This window comes from Pectobacterium sp. IFB5596 (assembly GCF_021432585.1).
Lineage (GTDB): Bacteria > Pseudomonadota > Gammaproteobacteria > Enterobacterales > Enterobacteriaceae > Pectobacterium > Pectobacterium punjabense.
On record NZ_LXFY01000001.1, the window covers coordinates 133,940 to 151,926 of the forward strand.

General features: G+C 47.5%; 17 protein-coding genes. 2 read left to right on the plus strand and 15 right to left on the minus strand.

The window, feature by feature from the left end:
• Positions 1-75 precede the first annotated feature (75 nt).
• The 9 genes from paeX to kduI all read right to left on the minus strand — a co-directional run bounded on the left by paeX (position 76) and on the right by kduI (position 10,192).
• Positions 76-1,032: a pectin acetylesterase PaeX gene (paeX, locus tag A6301_RS00685; protein ID WP_205542332.1), complete on the minus strand. Its 957-nt coding sequence runs from the start codon at positions 1,030-1,032 to the stop codon at positions 76-78.
• A 343-nt stretch (positions 1,033-1,375) separates the two neighbouring features.
• Entirely contained in the window at positions 1,376-2,080 is a 705-nt protein-coding gene (locus tag A6301_RS00690) for an oligogalacturonate-specific porin KdgM family protein (protein ID WP_107170597.1), read from the minus strand.
• Positions 2,081-2,327: 247 nt separating this feature from the next.
• Complete coding sequence (locus tag A6301_RS00695) at positions 2,328-3,617, minus strand: ABC transporter substrate-binding protein (RefSeq protein ID WP_107170596.1); 1,290 nt, start codon at positions 3,615-3,617, stop codon at positions 2,328-2,330.
• 15 nt (positions 3,618-3,632) lie between these two features.
• Positions 3,633-4,760 carry an ABC transporter ATP-binding protein gene (locus tag A6301_RS00700; RefSeq protein WP_234256877.1) on the minus strand — a complete coding sequence of 376 codons (1,128 nt, stop codon included), beginning with the start codon at positions 4,758-4,760 and terminating at the stop codon, positions 3,633-3,635.
• A gap of 13 nt (positions 4,761-4,773) precedes the next feature.
• Positions 4,774-5,679, minus strand: coding sequence for a carbohydrate ABC transporter permease (locus A6301_RS00705; RefSeq protein WP_015840146.1), 906 nt, complete (start codon positions 5,677-5,679; stop codon positions 4,774-4,776).
• Entirely contained in the window at positions 5,672-6,562 is an 891-nt protein-coding gene (locus A6301_RS00710; protein WP_005968854.1) for a carbohydrate ABC transporter permease, read from the minus strand. The genes A6301_RS00705 and A6301_RS00710 overlap by 8 nt, the downstream gene beginning before the upstream one ends.
• Positions 6,563-6,608: 46 nt before the next feature.
• On the minus strand, positions 6,609-8,240 hold the full coding sequence (gene pelW / locus A6301_RS00715; RefSeq protein WP_234256878.1) for a pectate disaccharide-lyase PelW: 1,632 nt from the start codon (positions 8,238-8,240) through the stop codon (positions 6,609-6,611).
• Positions 8,241-8,512: 272 nt separating this feature from the next.
• Positions 8,513-9,274 (minus strand): 2-dehydro-3-deoxy-D-gluconate 5-dehydrogenase KduD, encoded by a 762-nt coding sequence (gene kduD / locus A6301_RS00720; protein ID WP_005968850.1) that lies wholly within the window; start codon positions 9,272-9,274, stop codon positions 8,513-8,515.
• Positions 9,275-9,355: 81 nt separating this feature from the next.
• Positions 9,356-10,192: a 5-dehydro-4-deoxy-D-glucuronate isomerase gene (gene kduI / locus A6301_RS00725; protein WP_215483845.1), complete on the minus strand. Its 837-nt coding sequence runs from the start codon at positions 10,190-10,192 to the stop codon at positions 9,356-9,358.
• A gap of 366 nt (positions 10,193-10,558) precedes the next feature.
• Between kduI and A6301_RS00730 the strand changes: the two genes are divergently transcribed.
• Positions 10,559-10,891 (plus strand): cupin domain-containing protein, encoded by a 333-nt coding sequence (locus A6301_RS00730; protein WP_005968848.1) that lies wholly within the window; start codon positions 10,559-10,561, stop codon positions 10,889-10,891.
• Between the two features lie 90 nt (positions 10,892-10,981).
• Here A6301_RS00730 and hxpB read toward each other — a convergent pair whose 3' ends face one another.
• A complete protein-coding gene (hxpB, locus tag A6301_RS00735) occupies positions 10,982-11,647 on the minus strand; it encodes a hexitol phosphatase HxpB (protein ID WP_215483844.1) in 666 nt (221 codons plus the stop codon).
• 285 nt (positions 11,648-11,932) lie between these two features.
• On the opposite strand from hxpB, the gene A6301_RS00740 reads away from it, so the two are divergent.
• Positions 11,933-12,481 (plus strand): YniB family protein, encoded by a 549-nt coding sequence (locus tag A6301_RS00740; RefSeq protein WP_205542336.1) that lies wholly within the window; start codon positions 11,933-11,935, stop codon positions 12,479-12,481.
• Positions 12,482-12,570: 89 nt separating this feature from the next.
• Here A6301_RS00740 and A6301_RS00745 read toward each other — a convergent pair whose 3' ends face one another.
• The 5 genes from A6301_RS00745 to A6301_RS00765 form a co-directional block, all read right to left on the minus strand.
• The gene (locus tag A6301_RS00745) at positions 12,571-13,431 is read right to left on the minus strand and encodes a fructosamine kinase family protein (RefSeq protein WP_107170590.1); all 861 of its coding nucleotides are present in this window, start codon (positions 13,429-13,431) and stop codon (positions 12,571-12,573) included.
• Between the two features lie 312 nt (positions 13,432-13,743).
• Positions 13,744-14,601 carry a metal ABC transporter permease gene (locus A6301_RS00750; RefSeq protein ID WP_107170589.1) on the minus strand — a complete coding sequence of 286 codons (858 nt, stop codon included), beginning with the start codon at positions 14,599-14,601 and terminating at the stop codon, positions 13,744-13,746.
• Positions 14,598-15,461, minus strand: a complete 864-nt coding sequence (locus A6301_RS00755; RefSeq protein ID WP_107170588.1) for a metal ABC transporter permease — start codon at positions 15,459-15,461, stop codon at positions 14,598-14,600. The genes A6301_RS00750 and A6301_RS00755 overlap by 4 nt, the downstream gene beginning before the upstream one ends.
• A complete protein-coding gene (locus tag A6301_RS00760; protein ID WP_107170587.1) occupies positions 15,461-16,351 on the minus strand; it encodes a manganese/iron ABC transporter ATP-binding protein in 891 nt (296 codons plus the stop codon). Before A6301_RS00760 ends, A6301_RS00755 begins: the two co-directional genes overlap by 1 nt.
• The gene (locus A6301_RS00765) at positions 16,348-17,262 is read right to left on the minus strand and encodes a metal ABC transporter substrate-binding protein (RefSeq protein ID WP_107170586.1); all 915 of its coding nucleotides are present in this window, start codon (positions 17,260-17,262) and stop codon (positions 16,348-16,350) included. Before A6301_RS00765 ends, A6301_RS00760 begins: the two co-directional genes overlap by 4 nt.
• Between the last annotated feature and the right edge of the window lie 725 nt (positions 17,263-17,987).

Below are 17,987 nucleotides of genomic sequence, written 5' to 3' on the forward strand. Positions count from 1 at the left end.
TTTTATACAGTATAAGAGATTATCTCTGTCTGCGGAAGCGGTGACAGCGTAACGATTTATTACGCTACATCTCTATCATGGTACGGCTTTGGGTTGTTCTACGGGTAAAGCTTGCAGCCAATTGTCCAGCAGTTGAGGCCATGCTGCTGCGGGAAGTCCCTTGGTACCGCGTAGGCCGAAGCCGTGTTTACCTTTCTCAAAGAGATGCATTTCAACCGGAATTTTTTCCCCTCTCAGTGCACTGAACATGACCAGACTGTTATCAACAGAGACTGACGGATCGTCAACGGCATGTACCAGAAACGTAGGGGGCGTTTGAGCCGTAACCTGTTTCTCTGGAGAATAACGAGCCACCTGCGCTTCCGTTGGCTGTTCACCGATTAATTGTTTGCGTGAACCGGCGTGCGCAATATCGGCTTGCATAGAAATCACGGGATACATCAGCACCATGAAGTCAGGACGTGCGCTTACGCTATCGATGGCATCCATCGCAGGATAAACGGATTGTGCGAATCGGGTTCCGAGGCTAGCGGCAACATGACCACCAGCAGAGAACCCCATAATACCGATGCGCTGTGGGTTAATGTGCCACTTCTCAGCATTGGCTCTCAGTGTCCTTATTGCTCGCTGTGCATCAGCCAGTGGGGCATCTGCGCCTTCTTTATGGCCCTCGCCGGGCATGCGATAGGTCATGACGAAAAGGGTGTAACCCTGCTGGTTAAAGAACGGGGCTAAATCGCTGCCTTCTTTATCCAGTACGACACGTTGATAAGAACCGCCGGGCGTAATGAGCAATGCCATGCCATTGGGTTTCTCTGCCTGATAAACGGTAATTTCGGGGCTGCGAATACCCATCGCCGCTCGGTCGGGGAGTGAAGCATCTTTACTTCGTTCGACGACTTGCGGCTGTACCGTTGAAGAAGAAGCTCCTGGTGCATCACCGTGTGGCCAGACAGGAAAAACAGGTTGGGCGTAACTTAATCCATTTACAGACATCATAATGGCCCCGACAAGCAGAGAACGAACAATCATGATAGATCACCTGACAAAGGGAAAGGGGGTGGGCGATGATAAAAAAATAGGGTAGCCATTACATCGGAGAAAAAATGACTACCCTGAACCGCAAAATTTAATAAAGAAGTAACATTCATACACGAAGAGGGTAAATCAGACACAGCAATTCCAACAGCTAAAACGCATGCAACTAAAAATATTAACTCGATCGTATGTAACAAAGAAACGTAACTAACTTGCTTAACCAACAACAGATATCGTAATAAAGGGATGTTAATGATAAAAGAAAAACCAAGTAAACAATTAACAATAACATCCCTTTTTCTAACTAATAACGCTTATTTAAATAACAAGGCCGTTATTAGAAGTTGTATTGCACACCAACACGGTAACGAGTCTGACGCTCATCGCTGAGTTTATCAGCAGCAATGTTTCCGACTTCTACATAAGGAGTCCAGTTTTTATCCCACTTGTAGGAAAGTTTTACGTTGTGATCGATTTTCCATGTTTCATTATCGGCCTGGTAGTTATTAGCTCTGTTTGATTTTTTATAATCAGTTTCATAACTGATACCAAAATCTTTCAGGAATTTATAACTTAATGTACCTGTGAGGTTATAACCATTCTCGGATGTATTAGCCTTGCCAATGTTTCCGCTGGTACGAGTATAGTAAGGGCGATAACGTAATGAGTAAGACAAATCTTTAATGATGTTAACTTTACCGGTTAAGTACGGTTTGTAGGTGCTGCTCGTGTTGTTTGACTCAAACGTTAAACCTGGTTCAACAGAGAATGTGTCATTGATTTTGTAGGCATAGCTAGCTTTTACTTCTGTGCCGTTACTTACGGGCTCATTAAGCGGTTTATCTGGTGTTGTGTCACCATTTTTCCATTTAGCTTCGACGGAAATACCAAAGCCATTATCAAAACGGTGAGACATTGAAAGACGATCTTTATGATCACCTTTAGCAGTGTCTTGCATTTCATGACGGTAATCGATGGTTACGGCCATTGCATTTACACTAATTAATGAGGTAACTGCCAGAGCTAGTAATTTAACTTTCATTGTTATATTCCCTACTGGTTAGGAAGTCGCTTAATAAAAACACGCATTATGATTTTTGGGACAAGTTCTATTCTATTTATTATTAAATTACGTTCTGTGATCGAGATCGTCTTGGGTAACAAAAAGTAAAATAGGGTTTCAAATTGTGAGGGAGATCGAATTGAATATAGCGGATGTTTTAATTTAAATGAAAAATCCCTGCCGGCGGTGCGGCAGGGATGAATTACAGTCTAAAACGGGTGCAACATTATTTCATTGCGCGTTTCAGAATACGCTCAGATTGACGCTGGAAATATTTCGCTGCGTCTTCAACAGATTTCTGACCGTAATCGATAGACTGGATGGTATCACCAAACAGAGAAACGATTTGCGGATCGTCGAAATAAGGAGAAACGGCAACGTCATGCGGCAGAGACAGCGCCAGCTTCAACCCGGCAACCGCTGGTGCATCATCTTTGATGACGCCATCAGCAGTCAACTGAGCCACAGCGGCTTTACTCAACGGTACACCACGCTCCAGACCCAGCGCCTGAGCGCCTTCTTTGCTGTTCAGCAGGAAGTTGATCAACTGAGCAGACTCTTTAGGATGCTTGGTTGACTTACCGATAGACAGCATCTGTGCAGGCTTGAAGAACAGGCCGGCGTCTTTCGCACTTGGCAGCATTGGGTAGTTACCCAATTCCAGTTTCGCTGGTGGTTGCAGGTTGTCAGAGTACTTGGTAATGGTGGAGTTCCACATGTAAGTACCAGACCATTCACCATTGATCCATGGCTTCATTTCATACATGTTGCTCTTGCCGAAAGAGGCATAGTACTTCGCATCAGGCATGACATGGCTGTCGATCAGCTTTTTATACATGCCAAAGAATTCAGCCCATTGTGCATCGGTATAGGCGAATTTCTGACCTTTTACATCAATCGCTGGAATGTTGTACTTCTGAACCATATAAGAGTTCAGCAGCGCCAGAGAATCCTGGTGTTCCAATACGATAGGGTAGTATTGGTCGCCCAGTTTTTCTTTGAACACTTTACCGGCGTTCAGCAGCTCGTCCCACGTTTTCGGATATTCCAGACCGGCTTTTTTCCAGCTTTCGGTGTTGAAATAGAACACGCGAGCAGTAACGGAAATCGGAATACCGTTCAGTTTGCCGTTGACCGTGGTGTTTTGCAGTTCTTTGGATTCGAACTGGGTCAGATCCAGAGAATCTTTAACCTTGTTCAGATCGTAAAAACCGTCGCCGTTTTTAGAGAAAATCGGCAGCCAGTTCCAGTTGGTCTGCATCACATCTGGCTCGGTATTACCGGCAATCTGCGTTGTCAGACGAGACAAGTGACCATCCCAACCTGTGTATTCCGCTTTCACGGTGATATTTGGATGCTGCTTATGGAACTCTTCAATTGCCTTGAGCGTCTGCTGGTGACGGCTGTTGCCGCCCCACCAGGACATTCTCAATTCAACCTGATCGGCTGCCAGAGACGGCATTGCCACTAACGCCAGAGATGAAGCTATTAACGTGTGTAGGATCGCTTTTTTCATCGGTTACTACTCCTGTTAAAGAGAGATATTTTTTTCTGTTTTTGCATCAAAAATATGGCATTTTTCCATGTCGAACTGGAAATATACCGGACGATGCAGTCCCTTCTCGATAATCAGCCGACCTTCGTCATAAGGAATGCGGCTGGTTAATTCAAAGCCATCGACTTTAATGTACATAAAGAATTCATGACCCATGTTTTCTACGCGAACCAGCTCACCCTGTGAGTGGCTGCCTTCAAATGGCGTATCTGACACGGAAACATAGTCTGGGCGAACACCGAAGAATACGTCTTGTCCGATATAGCCGCGCACTTTATCTTGTTTTTCAGCATTTAACACCAGCGCGTTATTACCCACAACAACGCCAACCTGACCGTCTTTCTCGACCAGTTTGCACGGCTTAATGTTCATTTCTGGTGAGCCAATGAAGCCAGCAACGAACATGTTGACAGGGAAATGGTACAGGTTATCCGGCGTATCGACCTGCATGATGTGACCGAGTTTCATCACGCAGATACGGTCACCCATGGTCATTGCTTCAGTCTGATCGTGGGTAGCATATACGCTTGTCGCCGCTTTACCGCTTTTCTTCAACTGCTTGTGCAAGTCGGAAATACGGATACGCATGGAAGCACGCAGTTTGGCATCCAGGTTTGACAACGGTTCGTCAAACAGGAACACATCTGGTTTTTTAACGATGGCGCGGCCTACGGCCACACGCTGTGCCTGACCACCAGACAGCTGGCGCGGCAGACGATCCATCAGTTCTTCCAGCTCCAGAATTTTGGCCGCTTCTGCTACCTGCGCTTCGATTTGCTCTTTAGGAATTTTGCTCAGTTTCAGACCAAACGCCAGGTTCTCTTTTACCGTCATGTGCGGGTAGAGGGCATAGTTCTGGAACACCATTGCAATCCCACGCTCTTTTGGCGCCAGATTGTTAACAACGCGCTCACCGATGCGAACTTCACCGCCGCTAATGGTTTCCAGGCCTGCCAGCATGCGCAGCGTGGTGGATTTCGCACAGCCAGACGGGCCGACGATAACCATGAACTCGCCATCTTTAATCGTCAGGTCGATGCCGTGAACAGCTTTGAAACCGTTGGAGTATACTTTTTCCAGTTTATTGAAAATAACTTCAGCCATGATAAATCCTCTATTAACCTTTAATTCCGCTGCTGGTCACGCCTTGTACGAAGTAGCGCTGTGCCAGGAAGAAAACAATAATGGATGGCAGAATGGAGATGCTGGACATGGCCAGAATTTCATTCCACGGAGCGCCTTCAGTAACGTCGATAGACATTTTCAGCGCCAGCGCAATCGGATATTTATCCACGCTATAAACATAAATCAGCGGACCGATGAAGTCGTTCATTGACCACATGAACTGGAACAGCGCAACAGAGATGATGGCTGGTTTCAAAATCGGTACGACCACATACCACAGAACCTGGAAGGAGTTACAGCCATCGATCTGAGCGGCTTCTTCCATATCACGTGGTACACCACGCAGGAACTGGATCAGCATGAACACAAAGAACCCTTGTGTTGCAAACGCCAGCGGTAAGTACAGTGGCAGATAGCTGTTCAGCATGCCCATTTCGCGGAACATAAGGTACTGAGGAATCAACAGTACGGTGCTTGGCAGCAGCATGGTGGTGATCAGTGTCGCGAACCAGAAGCCTTTCCACGGAATATCAAAGCGAGCGAAGCCATAAGCCACAATCACTGAGGAAATAACGGTCAGAACCACTTTCGGAATCACGTACTGGAAAGTGTTAATCATGTAGTGACCGAAATTGTATTCCGTACCGGTTTTCCAACCGTTAACGAAACCGTCCCATGTGGCGTGTTCTGGCCACAGGCCCAGTGTCGTGAAGATCTCATGGTTCGGTTTGAACGAGGCTGAGAACATCCACGCCAGTGGGTAAAGCATCAGTAAACCAACGAACAGCAGTATCACGTAACGGATAACGGCACTGATTTTTTCTTTACGCAGCGTGCGGCGTACTTCTGCAGCAGCAATTTCTTGTGCTGTAGTCAGGTTTGAATGCATGTCAGCCATTTTTTCCTCCTTTATCAGCGGAGTAGAACACCCAGTATTTCGACGACTTAAAGGAGATAGACGCAAATACTGCAACAACCAAGAACAGAACCCATGCCAACGCAGCACCGTAACCCATATCGAAATACTTGAACGCCGTATCGTAGATATAGAGCGAGAACAGGTAGGTGTAGTGTGTTGGTCCACCGCCAGTGATGACGTAAGGTGCCGTAAACTCCTGGAATGCTTGGGTTGTCTGCATGATAAAGTTAAAGAAGATAACTGGTGTAATCAGCGGTACCGTTACTTTCAGGAACATTTGCCATTTGGATGCGCCGTCGATCATGGCTGCTTCATACTGTGATTGCGGAACGTTCTGCAATGCAGCCAGGAAGATAACCATCGCGGAACCGAACTGCCATACGCGCAGCAGGGTGACCGACATCAGTGCCAGAGACGGTTCGCCCAGCCAGTTGATGGCGTCAAAGCCAAACACGCCGAGGAAGCTGTTTAACAAACCATCGATGGCGAACAGTGCACGCCACAATACGGCAATTGCCACGCTGCTGCCCAGAATAGAAGGCACATAGTAAGCAGTACGGAAGAAGCCGATACCACGTAATTTGAAATTAAGTACAAACGCAATTAACAGCGCAAAGATTAATTTCAATGGAATGGTCAGAAATACATAGGCAAAGGTGACGCCCATTGATTTCCAAAAGAGATCATCCTCCAGGAACATGCGGTGATAGTTTTCTAGCCCCGTAAATTCAGGCGGATTTATCAAATCATACTCAGTAAAACTGAGGATAAATGACGAAACAAAGGGGAAAGCGGTAAAAACTATCAGCCCTATAATATAGGGGGAGATATAGGCTAACCCCAGCATTCTGTTTTCATTCATAATGCTTACCTATTTGTAATTGTGAATCATTAAAAAAAATATAAAATCAAGCCGTTAATAACTCTGGATAAATTAACTCCACGTCATAAACAATTCTATTTTCCCCGTTAACGCAAAAATCACCGTGAACATATCCACCTTGCGTCAAGAACGGTGGAATAGCGTTTAATTTGTTGCGACAAGCGGCAACGAAAGTCAGTAAAGCCAGCGGATAAGTATCATCCAGACGAACATAACGATGCTGTGCAGAGCGAACAAACAAGCCATGATGGAAGTGTTGTTCAAACAGAACGCTCGCCAACTGCGCGGCGTAATGTGCCCAGGATTCTGATTGTTTGTGATCGGCCAGTTCAATAACGGTCAACAACAGCATTGGACTGGCGATGTGCTGAATATTTTCTTTGTTCAGCCGCGTCAGCATTGTGTTAACCAGTGCATACAGGTCTTCATCGCCGCTTAGACGATAAGCACGAACCAGCGGTAATAAATAATCGCCTTCTAATGCAAACGGTTTTAATTCTGTTCCCGCTTTGCCGTAATAGCCATCGCGTTGAAAACGGTAACCTGTCATGTCTTGACCGTTGTTCCACATTGGACGCAGCGTATTGCTAGTGACATCGTAGGCATACTGATAATAATTTTTTAACCCAGAAATCACCCAATCCAGCATTTCAGCATCAGGCTGGGTACGGAGGATATCCAGCATTGCCAGTGGGTTATCAATCAGCAGTGGGCGCATATCACGGAACAGCACATTGGCTTCACGCGCAATTTCGCCGAACTCTGGGCCAAACTGGCGTTGCGCACGATCGCCAAACCAGGATTGTGTCTGGTTATCATCTTCCGGCACGGGCTGGCGTTGCTGTGGTGAGCTGAACTGATACACCGGCATACCGGTTTCTGGGTTGCGAGCCAGAACATATTGGCGATAAAGGTGTTTACCCCAAGCCGCGGCATGGTTATCACCCGTGTATTCTGCGTATTTGAATGCGGCGTAAATCAGATCAGTGCCAGCGTTAACAAACGTCAACCCTTTCGTTAATGGCAGAGCAGGCCACTTTGCTGGATCGACGACGTCATGACGGTTATGCAGGAACACATTAGGATCGCGTTTTTTGCTGTAATCGCCATGGCGACCCAAGTCCAATGATTCCCAGTTTTCAACGTGCGCGTTCCAGAAGCCCTGAAAGAAATTCAGCGTCTTTTCCGCATTAACACGATGCAATAGCGAATAATAAGGCAGGTGATGCTTTAATTCATGCACCTGAGCTTTGGATTCTGGGCCTTCGCCGTCTAATGTATCCAGATTAATAAAACGATGGCCGCCCCAGTAGAACAGGCCGCTATTATTATCAACAAAGTGTTCCAGAAAATATTCGCTTTGTGCGATAGCGTATTGTTGATAACTATCATCATCGGTAACGACGCTCATAGCGCACAGCGTTCTTAGCCAATTCTGCTGGCTGGCAAAATTAGAAATAGGTGCGCTATGTCCATCAGGGAATTGCCAGACTACAGGCGCATAATTTTCCACATCAAAGCCATCTGCCAATAACGGCGTAGGTTGACTCTGGCTGCGACCTTTATCCCGTACGCAAGCTATGTGGCTATCAAGTGCTGCAACCCATTCGTCGAGCTGCGATTTCCTGCTGGTGTATAAGTTTTCAAAAATACTCATGGAGTACCTTCTTATGGAACCGTGGAACAGTTCCTTATAAATAGAAACACTGTTTTGATTGATTATATTGCGCTATTAACCTTGTCGTCATGCACGCAATCTCGAAAGTGTGATCAAAGTCGGAACGTTGTTTTGATTTTTTTTAAGAAAGGATTTTGGCAGGAAAAAGAATGATGAAAAACGAAATAACAAATTGAAAAATAAATAAAAAGCACAACCGAAATTGTGCTTTTTATCGCAGATTGGCGAAATGCCGCTAAGAAAAATTACACTTAGCGAGCCAACCAGCCACCGTCAACGGCAATCGTGTAGCCATTGATGTAGTCAGATGCGCTGGATGCCAGGAAGACGGATGGACCCATCAGATCCTGTGGTAAACCCCAACGGCCAGCGGGGATACGATCCAGAATTTCTTTGCTGCGGTCTTCATCGGCGCGCAGTTGCTGGGTATTGTTGGTAGCCATGTATCCTGGAGCAATCGCGTTGACGTTGATGCCGTGTTTTGCCCATTCGTTAGCCAACAGACGGGTCACACCCATAACGGCGCTTTTTGATGCGGTGTAAGAAGGCACGCGGATACCGCCCTGGAAGGACAGCATAGAAGCGATGTTGATGATCTTGCCGCCTTTACCTTGTTTGATGAACTGGCGCGCAACGGTCTGAGACATAAAGAAAACGCTCTTAATGTTCAGGTTCATGACGTCGTCCCAGTTTTTCTCGCTGAACTCGATAGCATCTTCGCGACGAATGATACCGGCGTTGTTGACCAGAATGTCAACGTGGCCAAATTCAGCAACGGCTTTTTCTACCAGTTCGGCATGGCCAGATACATTGCTCATGTCAGCAGTCAGGCTGAGGAAACGACGTCCCAGTGCTGTGACTTTTTCGATGGTGTCTTTCGGTTCAACGATGTTGACGCCGACGATATCACAGCCTGCTTGTGCCAGACCGATAGCCATACCCTGACCCAAACCGGTATCACAACCAGTGATAAGAGCAACTTTACCTTGCAAATCAAAAGAATTTAAAATCATATCTATAATCTCTCTGTAAGCGACAATACTTAGTCGTTAGCTGTTACTGTAGGGAACGCCGGTAATTCCGGTTGAAAGCGATTAACGTAACTCGCTAACCTTGACGTGATCCATGTCATCGAAAACTTGATTTTCGCCAACCATGCCCCAGATAAAGGTGTAGCGTCTGGTGCCAACACCGGAATGAATTGACCAGCTCGGTGAAATCACCGCCTGCTCGTTTTTTATAACTATGTGACGGGTTTCCTGTGGCTGCCCCATCATGTGAAAAACGGCCGTTTCTTCATCCATATCGAAATAGAAATAGACTTCCATCCGGCGCTCATGCGTATGACAAGGCATGGTATTCCACAGGCTGCCTTCAGCCAGCTTGGTTAACCCCATTGTGAGCTGGCAGGTCGGCAATACATCAGGAACAATGTATTTGTTAATTGTGCGACGATTACAGCTGGCATCCTCTCCCACGGTTTGTGGCGATGCGTCAGCTTGGGTAATCTTGCGAGTAGGGTATGCGGTATGTGCTGGCGCACTGTTGTAGTAGAATTTGGCTGGGTTAGCCGCATCGACGCTGGTGAACTGCACATTTTGCACACCCATACCCACATAGATGGCTTCTTCATTACCTACGTCGTAGCGTTTCCCATCGATAGTTACGATGCCCGCCCCACCAATGTTGATGGCACCGAGTTCGCGACGCTCAAGGAAATAGCTGACGCCGAGTTGCTTGCCTACTTCAGTGCCAATTGCCACAGCACTGTGTACAGGCATGATGCCACCGACGATGATCCGGTCGATGTGGCTATAGGTCATCGTGTAGGCATCGGCAGAAAAAATCTGTTCGATAAGAAATTCACGACGCAGGCCAGCGGTATCTAGCTGCTTCGCATGATCGCTGTGAATGCTTTGACGAACTTGCATTTCTTAGCCTCTCTTTCAGAGAAAAACAAAAATCAGGCGTTGTTCCTGAAACAGGAATCGTTCCTGGCGAAAGCGCCGGGCGAAACAGATGATGTTGCGTGGCAGTGACAACGTCACCTATTCCTCAACATGCCCGGTTCTTTCTTGTTATGCGGGATGATAGTTTGGATGGGATGTGAATTCAATAAAAATGAAATAATGTTTTATTTATTTCTTGAGGGCCGTCATGGTTTTGCTTATTTTATGTTTCTTCTGGTACTGATGTGGCTAAAATGTCGCAATCCATAGTCATACACTCGTTGTCGTGCATAGTTTGTTGGCGCAATAGAAGGTATGGGCAATAAAAGCGTTAGAGGAGAGATGATGATGAGAAGATACTTTATTGATGATGAAACGCCATGGGAAGAGCTGGGCGGTGGCATTAAACGTAAAATCATGACGTGGAGCGATGAGCTGATGATGGTTTACGTGCACTTTGATAAAGGTGCGATTGGTACGCCGCACTTCCATGAAATTCACGATCAGATTGCTTATGTTGCTGCTGGCAGCTTTGAAGTGGAGATCGAAGGTGATAAACGTATCCTGAAAGCAGGCGACGCTTATCTGGCGGTGAAACCCGAAATGCATGGCGTAGTTGCGCTGGAAGACGGCAGCGTTCTGATCGATGCTTTCTCGCCTAAGCGAGCTGATTTCCTGTAATGCCTCAACGCGTGGCCGGTATTATATAGTCGGCCACGCTTTCGCAATATCCCGCGATTCCTACCGTTCTACTCTTCTACTTTGCTGCCCCTATACCAAATGCTCAGCAGTCAGTTGATTCAGTGAGTCCAGCTTATAGTCGGCCAACACCCAGCGTGCGTCAGCACGAAATTCAGTCTGTGGAATAACGATGGAGCGCATACGCGCCGCTTTGGTTGCAATCATGCCATTCACCGAATCTTCCAGCGTAACGCATTGTGCGGGAGAAACGCCGAGTCCGTGTGCTGCATTTAAATACACTTCGGGATGAGGTTTGCTATAAGGCAGTGTCTCGGCTGACATCAGTACATCAAAGTAGTGATCCAGGTTAAACATGCGCAGCACCTGCTGTTGCATGTGGAGCGGTGAAGCGGAAGCCAGTCCAATTTTAAGATCCAGCCTACGACACAGTTGCAGAGCATGTTCTACGCCGGGCAGGAGAGGTCGCTGCTCAGCAACGAGTTCGATGGCGCGATCAATAATGCGACGAACAACTTCATCTCGACCAGGTGCCGCCCAGGGAGAGCGTTGATACCAAAGTTCGACCACCATATCGATGCGTAAGCCCAGCGTATCTTTCATTGACTCTCGTAGTGAGATATCGACGCCTAGCGAAGCGATAACCTCCAGCTCTGCTTTATCCCACAGTGGTTCTGAATCAATCAGCAGGCCATCCATATCGAAAATCGCCGCTCGTATAGAAGAATCAAAGGACATACCACGGGCTCCGTCAGCAAAGAAAAAGAGTGTTTAGTGATAAACTATACCCTAATAAGTCGAGTGGCAGGATAAAACACTAGCCCTTTGAACAAGGCGCGGTTCATGCAAGGGCTGAGTCATCGCCAGCACAGGTAACTTGAAGCAGAGTGGGTGACAAATTGCTATTGTGGCTTATCTGGCGGTGTGGGAGATAAAGTATTGACTGCACGTAAACTTACAGTAGGCTACCCGTCGTACTAAAACGATATATTATCGATGTTGCGTCGCTAAGAAGGGGTTCTCATGACGTATCAACAGGCTGGCCGTATTGCCGTGGTTAAACGCCTTGCTGGATGGATACTTTTTATCCCCGCGCTGCTTTCAACTTTCGTCTCGCTGGCTAACTATCTCTACGCCTATACCCAGAAAAAACAGGGTATCGATGCTGTACTGCTGGATTTTCTGCATTTAATGATCGATATGGTGCGCTTTAATACGCCTTTCCTGAACATTTTTTGGTTCAACTCGCCAATTCCGGATTTTACGCGCTTTTTCAGTGCAGCTACGCTGATGTTTTGGTTGATCTACATCCTGATTTTTATTGGTCTTGCGTTGCAGGTTTCGGGTGCCAGGATGTCTCGTCAGGCGAAGGCAATTAAGGAAGGCATTGAGGATCAACTCATTCTGGAAAAAATGAAGGGAGAGGGGGGGAACACGCGTGAGACTCTGGAGTCACGTGTCATTGTTCCTACGCATACAATATTTGTGCAATTTTTCCCGCTTTATGTTCTGCCGCTCATTATCGCGGGTATTGGTTACCTGGCGTTGCGTTTATTAGGATTGCCAGTCTGAGTAACGCTCTGGCGCAGAGAGTGCGCCAGACGCTGAAACCTCTTTCCTGGCTTAGATTAAACATTCAGGCTTTGAGTAAACACCTCGCCTTAAATCAAAAGCTGCCGTTCGATGAGCTGCTGCGCTTCAACAATATGTTTGCCACCGAAAAGATTGGCGCGGTTAAGCAGATAGTAAATCTGGTAAATGGGTTGGCGCTCGATAAAGCCTTTATCCAGCGGCCATACACTCTGGTAGCCATCATAAATCTGCGCCGGTAGCGCGGGATAGCGTGGCAGCATCGCTAAATCACACTCTCTGTCCCCCCAATAGCAGGCCGGATCGAACAAATAACTACCATCCTGGCTATTTGCACAATTATCTGGCCACAGGTCGCCGTGCAAGAGTGATGGTTGGGGCTGGTGCCCAGCCAGACGTTCCTCAACGCGCGCGATCAGCGTTTCAACGTGACCAAAATGCATTCCTTTTTCTGCCGCCAGTTGTAACTGCCACCCAATACGCTGTTCGGCAAAAAAGGTCGCCCAGCGCCGCTGCCAGCTGTTTGGTTGCGGCGTTGTCGAGAGGTCATTATCAAAATCCAGCCCAAACTGCGGTTGATCGCTCCACTGGTGCAGGCGTGCTAACTGTTCGCCCAGACACCACGCGCTGTGGGCATCCAACGGTTTGACAGGCAGATATTGTAGAAGCAGGAAGCTGTGATCGCGTGAACTGCCGACACCGTAGACGGCGGGTACGCGCACGGTATTACTGCGGCTCAGTAAGTGAAGCTGATCGGCTTCAGCGGTGAACTTGGCTAGCATTTCACGGCTATCGCATTTTACGAAGACGTCATGCTCGCCGTAGCGGACGTACCAGGCTGGATGTATTTCACCGCCGGACAATTCGCGATGTTCCTGAATCTCCGCTGCACCGTGATGCTCTTCCAAAAGTCGGCTGATAGCTTGCCACATAAGGTCATCCTCCCGTTGATGTTGCCGATACCCTGCTGTTCACTGGGGTGATTCGTTTACGGTAACCCATTGAGCACAATAAAAATGGAATCTATACCTCAAATAATTCGGGTGAGTGAACGCAGCCAACGCACATGCAGCTTGCAGTATTACAGGTATACAGCACAGTGATAACCGATAGGTAGAGATGCGAGAGACAAGTATAGTCGGAATTAAAAATAACGACGTTAGGATGACGAACAATCCGTTAGATAATGGCGTAACCGGCAGTTGCGTTCCGGTTACGCCAGGTTGGGGCAGAGAAGCAAAGCACTACAGCGCATTAGTGACAATCTGGGATGCTGCCTGACGGCGTAGTTTGAGCTGGTGGTAAGTTAGGGCTAATGTGAAGAACAGCGCTTGAACGATGACGATGCAAGGACCGGTCGCTCCATCGATGTAAAAACTGATCAGGGTGCCAGCAATACAGGAAATGACGGAAACCAGTGTGGCAACAAGAACCATATAATCGAAGCGCTTGCAGACCATAAAAGCAATGATTCCAGGCGCAATCAGCATCGCGATCACCAAAATAACGCCGACGGCCTGTAATGATGCGACGATGGTCATTGCCAGCAGGCTCAGTAATCCGTAGTGCAGTAGCTTAACGGGTAGGCCAATGACGCGGGCATGATTGGGATCGAAGCAGTACAGCATGAAATCTCGCCGTTTTAACAAGATGACGGCCAATGTCACCCCTGCAATCAGTAATATTTGCGTCAGTTCTTGCTGAGTGATGCCTAGCACGTTACCAAACAAAATATGGTTCAGGTGCTGATCGGTATCGATACGCGCAAACATGACGAGCCCCAGCGCAAACATGCCGGAAAAAATGATCCCCATTACCGTATCTTCTTTGACTCGGCTGTGCTCTTTTACATATCCCGTCGCTATCGCACAGAAAATACCGGAAACAAAAGCGCCGATGACCAGCGGAATCCCCAGTAGAAACGCGACAACGATACCAGGCAACACGGCGTGCGAAATGGCATCACCCATTAGCGACCAGCCTTTCAACACCAGATAGCAGGATAATACTGCGCAAACCGTACCCGTGACGACGGCGGCGAGTAATGCTCGCTGCATGAACGGATAAGAGAGGGGGTCGGTTAGCCAGCTAATTAGCATCATAAAGCATCTCCTGATTGATCGCGTAATCGCAGACGGCGTGATGCCAGCAACCCATGCTTAGGAGCAAAGACAAACGCCAACAGGAAGACAACGGTTTGCAACGTGACAATCACACCGCCCGTCGCGCCATCAAGGAAAAAGCTCAAATAGGCTCCCACCGCACTGGTTAGTGCGCCGAGCACAATGGAAATCACAACCAGACGACCAAACCGGTCAGTAAGCAGGTAAGCCGTGGCCCCCGGCGTAATCACCATCGCGATAACCAAAATCGCGCCGACGGTTTGCAATGCGGCGACAGTACAGGCGCTTAGCAGCGTAAAAAAGAGGATTTTCAGCTTCAGCGGAGAAAGGCCAATCGAACGCGCATGGTTCTCATCAAAAAACACGGCCAGTAAATCCTTCCACAGTAAACAGAGAATCACGAACGTCACGCCAATGATGATCTCAACTTGCAGAATATCTTCGTCGGCAATCCCCAAAATATTACCGAAAATGATGGATTGCACGTTAACGGATGTTGGATTGAGGGAAATAATCAGCAGACCGACAGCGAAAAACGTTGAGAAAATAAAGCCGATAATCGCATCTTCGCGCAATCGGGTAATGTGACGAATCAGGGTCATCGCCAGCGCGGCTAGCATACCAGTAAAAAATGCGCCGGCAGCGTAGGGCAGGCCCAAGGCATAGGCACCTGCGACGCCTGGGACGACGGAATGTGAGAGTGCATCCCCCATCAGCGACCAACCTTTCAGCATCAGGTACGCCGAAAGAAAAGCGCACACGCCACCGACAATGGCGCTGACCCAGATCGCTTTGACCATGTAGTTATAGCTGAATGGCTGTAGCAGGATATCGATCATCAGGGCTTTTTCTCCTCCGGTATCGTGCGTGATGCAGGAGGGTCACTTTTAGTCGAACCATAGAACACTGCCGGACGTTCATCGTCAGTCAATACGGTCACTGAGCGAACGTCATCGTCATCGTGAAGATGAGATCCCCCGAGGTTGATATGCCGCAGGACGCCCCCGAACGTTTTCTCCAAATTACTTTGGGTAAAGGTGCTGTGCGTCGGTCCAGCGGCTAACACAGTGCGATTGACCAAAATAACATTGTCGCAAAATTCTGGAACGCTGCCGAGGTTATGGGTTGCCACCAGAATCAAATGCCCTTCATCGCGCAGAGTGCGAAGTAGCTCGATGATGGCATTCTCTGTTTTGACGTCTACCCCCGTAAAAGGCTCATCCAGCAGTAAAACACTGCCTTGTTGAGCCAGCGCACGGGCCAGAAAGACCCGTTTTTTCTGGCCGCCGGACAACTCCCCAATTTGGCGATGTTGCAGCGTCGACAGCCCGACGCGCTCCAATGACTCTGCTACAATGGCGCGATCTTGTTTACTGGGTATACGTAGGAAGTTCATCCGTCCGTAGCGTCCCATCATGACCACGTCGGCAACCAGAACGGGAAAATTCCAGTCGACGTCTTCTGTTTGCGGAACGTAGGCCACCAGATTTTGTTTCAGTGCCTGGTAGATGGGCTGCTGATTGAGCAGAACCTGTCCTGAGGTTGGCTTGACTAATCCCATGATACTTTTGAACAACGTGGATTTCCCACTGCCATTTACGCCGACTAAGGCGCAAATCGTACCGCCTGTCAGAGAAAAAGAGGCGTGGCGAATAGCCTGATGCCCGTTGCTGTAAGTAACCGAAACATCATTGACTTCTAATGATTGTCCTGCTCGATCACCACTCATTGATTAAATCCTTTCGCGATGGTTTCCACCGTCACTTGTAACAGGTCGATGTAAGTTGGCACAGGACCTTTTTCTGTCGACAGTGAATCAACATACAGCACGCCGCCATATTTCGCGCCCGTTTCTTTGCTGACCTGTTTTGCTGGCTTATCGGAAATGGTGCTTTCACTGAACACAACAGGAATCGCCTTTTCACGTACGGTATCAATCACTCGGCGCACCTGTTGTGGTGAACCTTGTTCATCAGCGTTGATTGGCCAGAGATAGACTTCACTAAATTGATAATCTTTCGCCAAATAGCTGAATGCGCCTTCGCTGGTGACTAACCACCGCTGCTGCTCAGGGATACGGGAGAGGCGTTCACGCAGTGGTGCATCGAGAGCCTTAATTTTTTCAGCATAGGCCTTGGCGTTACGGTTATATGTCTCCGCATTGGCAGGATCGGCTTGAACCAGACCTTTGCGGATATTCTCAATATAGATTAACGCATTGGAAGGGGACATCCAGGCATGCGGATTTGGATTGCCATTATAGGCACCCTCGCGAATAGGGAGGGGGGTGATACCTTCCGTCACTACGACGGCGGGCACGTTTTTTACATTTTCGAAAAAGCGCGTGAACCAGCGCTCAAGGTTCATACCATTCCACAGCACCAACTGTGCAGACTGTGTTTTAACAATATCGCGTGGCGTCGGTTGATAATCATGAATCTCTGCACCCGGTTTGGTGATGGATTCGACGGTTGCGGCATCACCTGCTATGTTTTGTGCGATATCCTGAATAATGGTAAAGGTAGTGATTACTTTTAGTTTTTCAGCCGCCTGCGCGGATGTGCTGGCTAAAAGCAGTAAGGCGCACGGTAGCGCAATGCGGCGGAACAAGGCAGATAAAGGGGCGTGAAAACCAATCATGCAGATATCCTTACAAACCGTGAAAATGTTATTTGAGAATAATTATCAATATCATTTAAGTCAAGGGGCAAAAAAGCGCGGAGGGTTAGTAATCGAGGGGGGCTCATGAGACAAGCAATCGCTGTTCGCTGGCTTGTCGTATGTACTTGTGCAGATAAGGAACGCATTATGCTCCTTTTGTAACAAAACTGTTGCTTTAATTTAATGAATCGTACTTAAGGTTACAATGAAAGTCTAACGGTAACGAGGGCGAACTGTCGTGTGGCTATACATAGATATACACATGGTTAAATTTACGCCAGAAAAAGGGAAAAATCTGAAGTAACCTTAAAAATATCGTGGTGGCTGCCGATAAACCATAAAGAATGTGAAAGATGTCTCTATTTTTATATGAAAGGACTGTGAATTGTATGAGCACAAAATCAGAGCGACGCTGGAAATTGGCGAGTGTATTTTTATTGACTTTCCTGGTGGCATTATTAGTTCTGCTGGTTCAAACAAGTTAATTTCTGGTACAACGAGAAACTAGATAATATCTATTATGTAATGAATTAATGCAAAGGATATAGATAGCATAAAAATGATAATTGATTTTAAACATTGATATAAGCGTAACTGATGTGAGTCACGCTTCTCGTTAATGTTCAATCTCTCTTGATGGTAGAAGGCTAATTATAGCTTTTTGTTATGACTGTTGGTCTGCTGTGCCAGAAATGCGACGTTTG

Bases quoted from the DNA above. Each gene is read 5' to 3' on its own strand.
- A6301_RS00700 (WP_234256877.1), bottom strand. From the start codon at position 4,760: ATGGCTGAAGTTATTTTCAATAAACTGGAAAAAGTATACTCCAACGGT.
- A6301_RS00730 (WP_005968848.1), top strand. From the start codon at position 10,559: ATGAGAAGATACTTTATTGATGATGAAACGCCATGGGAAGAGCTGGGC.
- kduI (WP_215483845.1), bottom strand. From the start codon at position 10,192: ATGCAAGTTCGTCAAAGCATTCACAGCGATCATGCGAAGCAGCTAGAT.
- paeX (WP_205542332.1), bottom strand. From the start codon at position 1,032: ATGATTGTTCGTTCTCTGCTTGTCGGGGCCATTATGATGTCTGTAAAT.
- A6301_RS00765 (WP_107170586.1), bottom strand. From the start codon at position 17,262: ATGATTGGTTTTCACGCCCCTTTATCTGCCTTGTTCCGCCGCATTGCG.
- A6301_RS00695 (WP_107170596.1), bottom strand. From the start codon at position 3,617: ATGAAAAAAGCGATCCTACACACGTTAATAGCTTCATCTCTGGCGTTA.
- kduD (WP_005968850.1), bottom strand. From the start codon at position 9,274: ATGATTTTAAATTCTTTTGATTTGCAAGGTAAAGTTGCTCTTATCACT.
- A6301_RS00760 (WP_107170587.1), bottom strand. From the start codon at position 16,351: ATGAGTGGTGATCGAGCAGGACAATCATTAGAAGTCAATGATGTTTCG.
- A6301_RS00710 (WP_005968854.1), bottom strand. From the start codon at position 6,562: ATGAATGAAAACAGAATGCTGGGGTTAGCCTATATCTCCCCCTATATT.
- hxpB (WP_215483844.1), bottom strand. From the start codon at position 11,647: ATGTCCTTTGATTCTTCTATACGAGCGGCGATTTTCGATATGGATGGC.
- A6301_RS00740 (WP_205542336.1), top strand. From the start codon at position 11,933: ATGACGTATCAACAGGCTGGCCGTATTGCCGTGGTTAAACGCCTTGCT.
- pelW (WP_234256878.1), bottom strand. From the start codon at position 8,240: ATGAGTATTTTTGAAAACTTATACACCAGCAGGAAATCGCAGCTCGAC.
- A6301_RS00745 (WP_107170590.1), bottom strand. From the start codon at position 13,431: ATGTGGCAAGCTATCAGCCGACTTTTGGAAGAGCATCACGGTGCAGCG.
- A6301_RS00690 (WP_107170597.1), bottom strand. From the start codon at position 2,080: ATGAAAGTTAAATTACTAGCTCTGGCAGTTACCTCATTAATTAGTGTA.
- A6301_RS00750 (WP_107170589.1), bottom strand. From the start codon at position 14,601: ATGATGCTAATTAGCTGGCTAACCGACCCCCTCTCTTATCCGTTCATG.
- A6301_RS00705 (WP_015840146.1), bottom strand. From the start codon at position 5,679: ATGGCTGACATGCATTCAAACCTGACTACAGCACAAGAAATTGCTGCT.
- A6301_RS00755 (WP_107170588.1), bottom strand. From the start codon at position 15,461: ATGATCGATATCCTGCTACAGCCATTCAGCTATAACTACATGGTCAAA.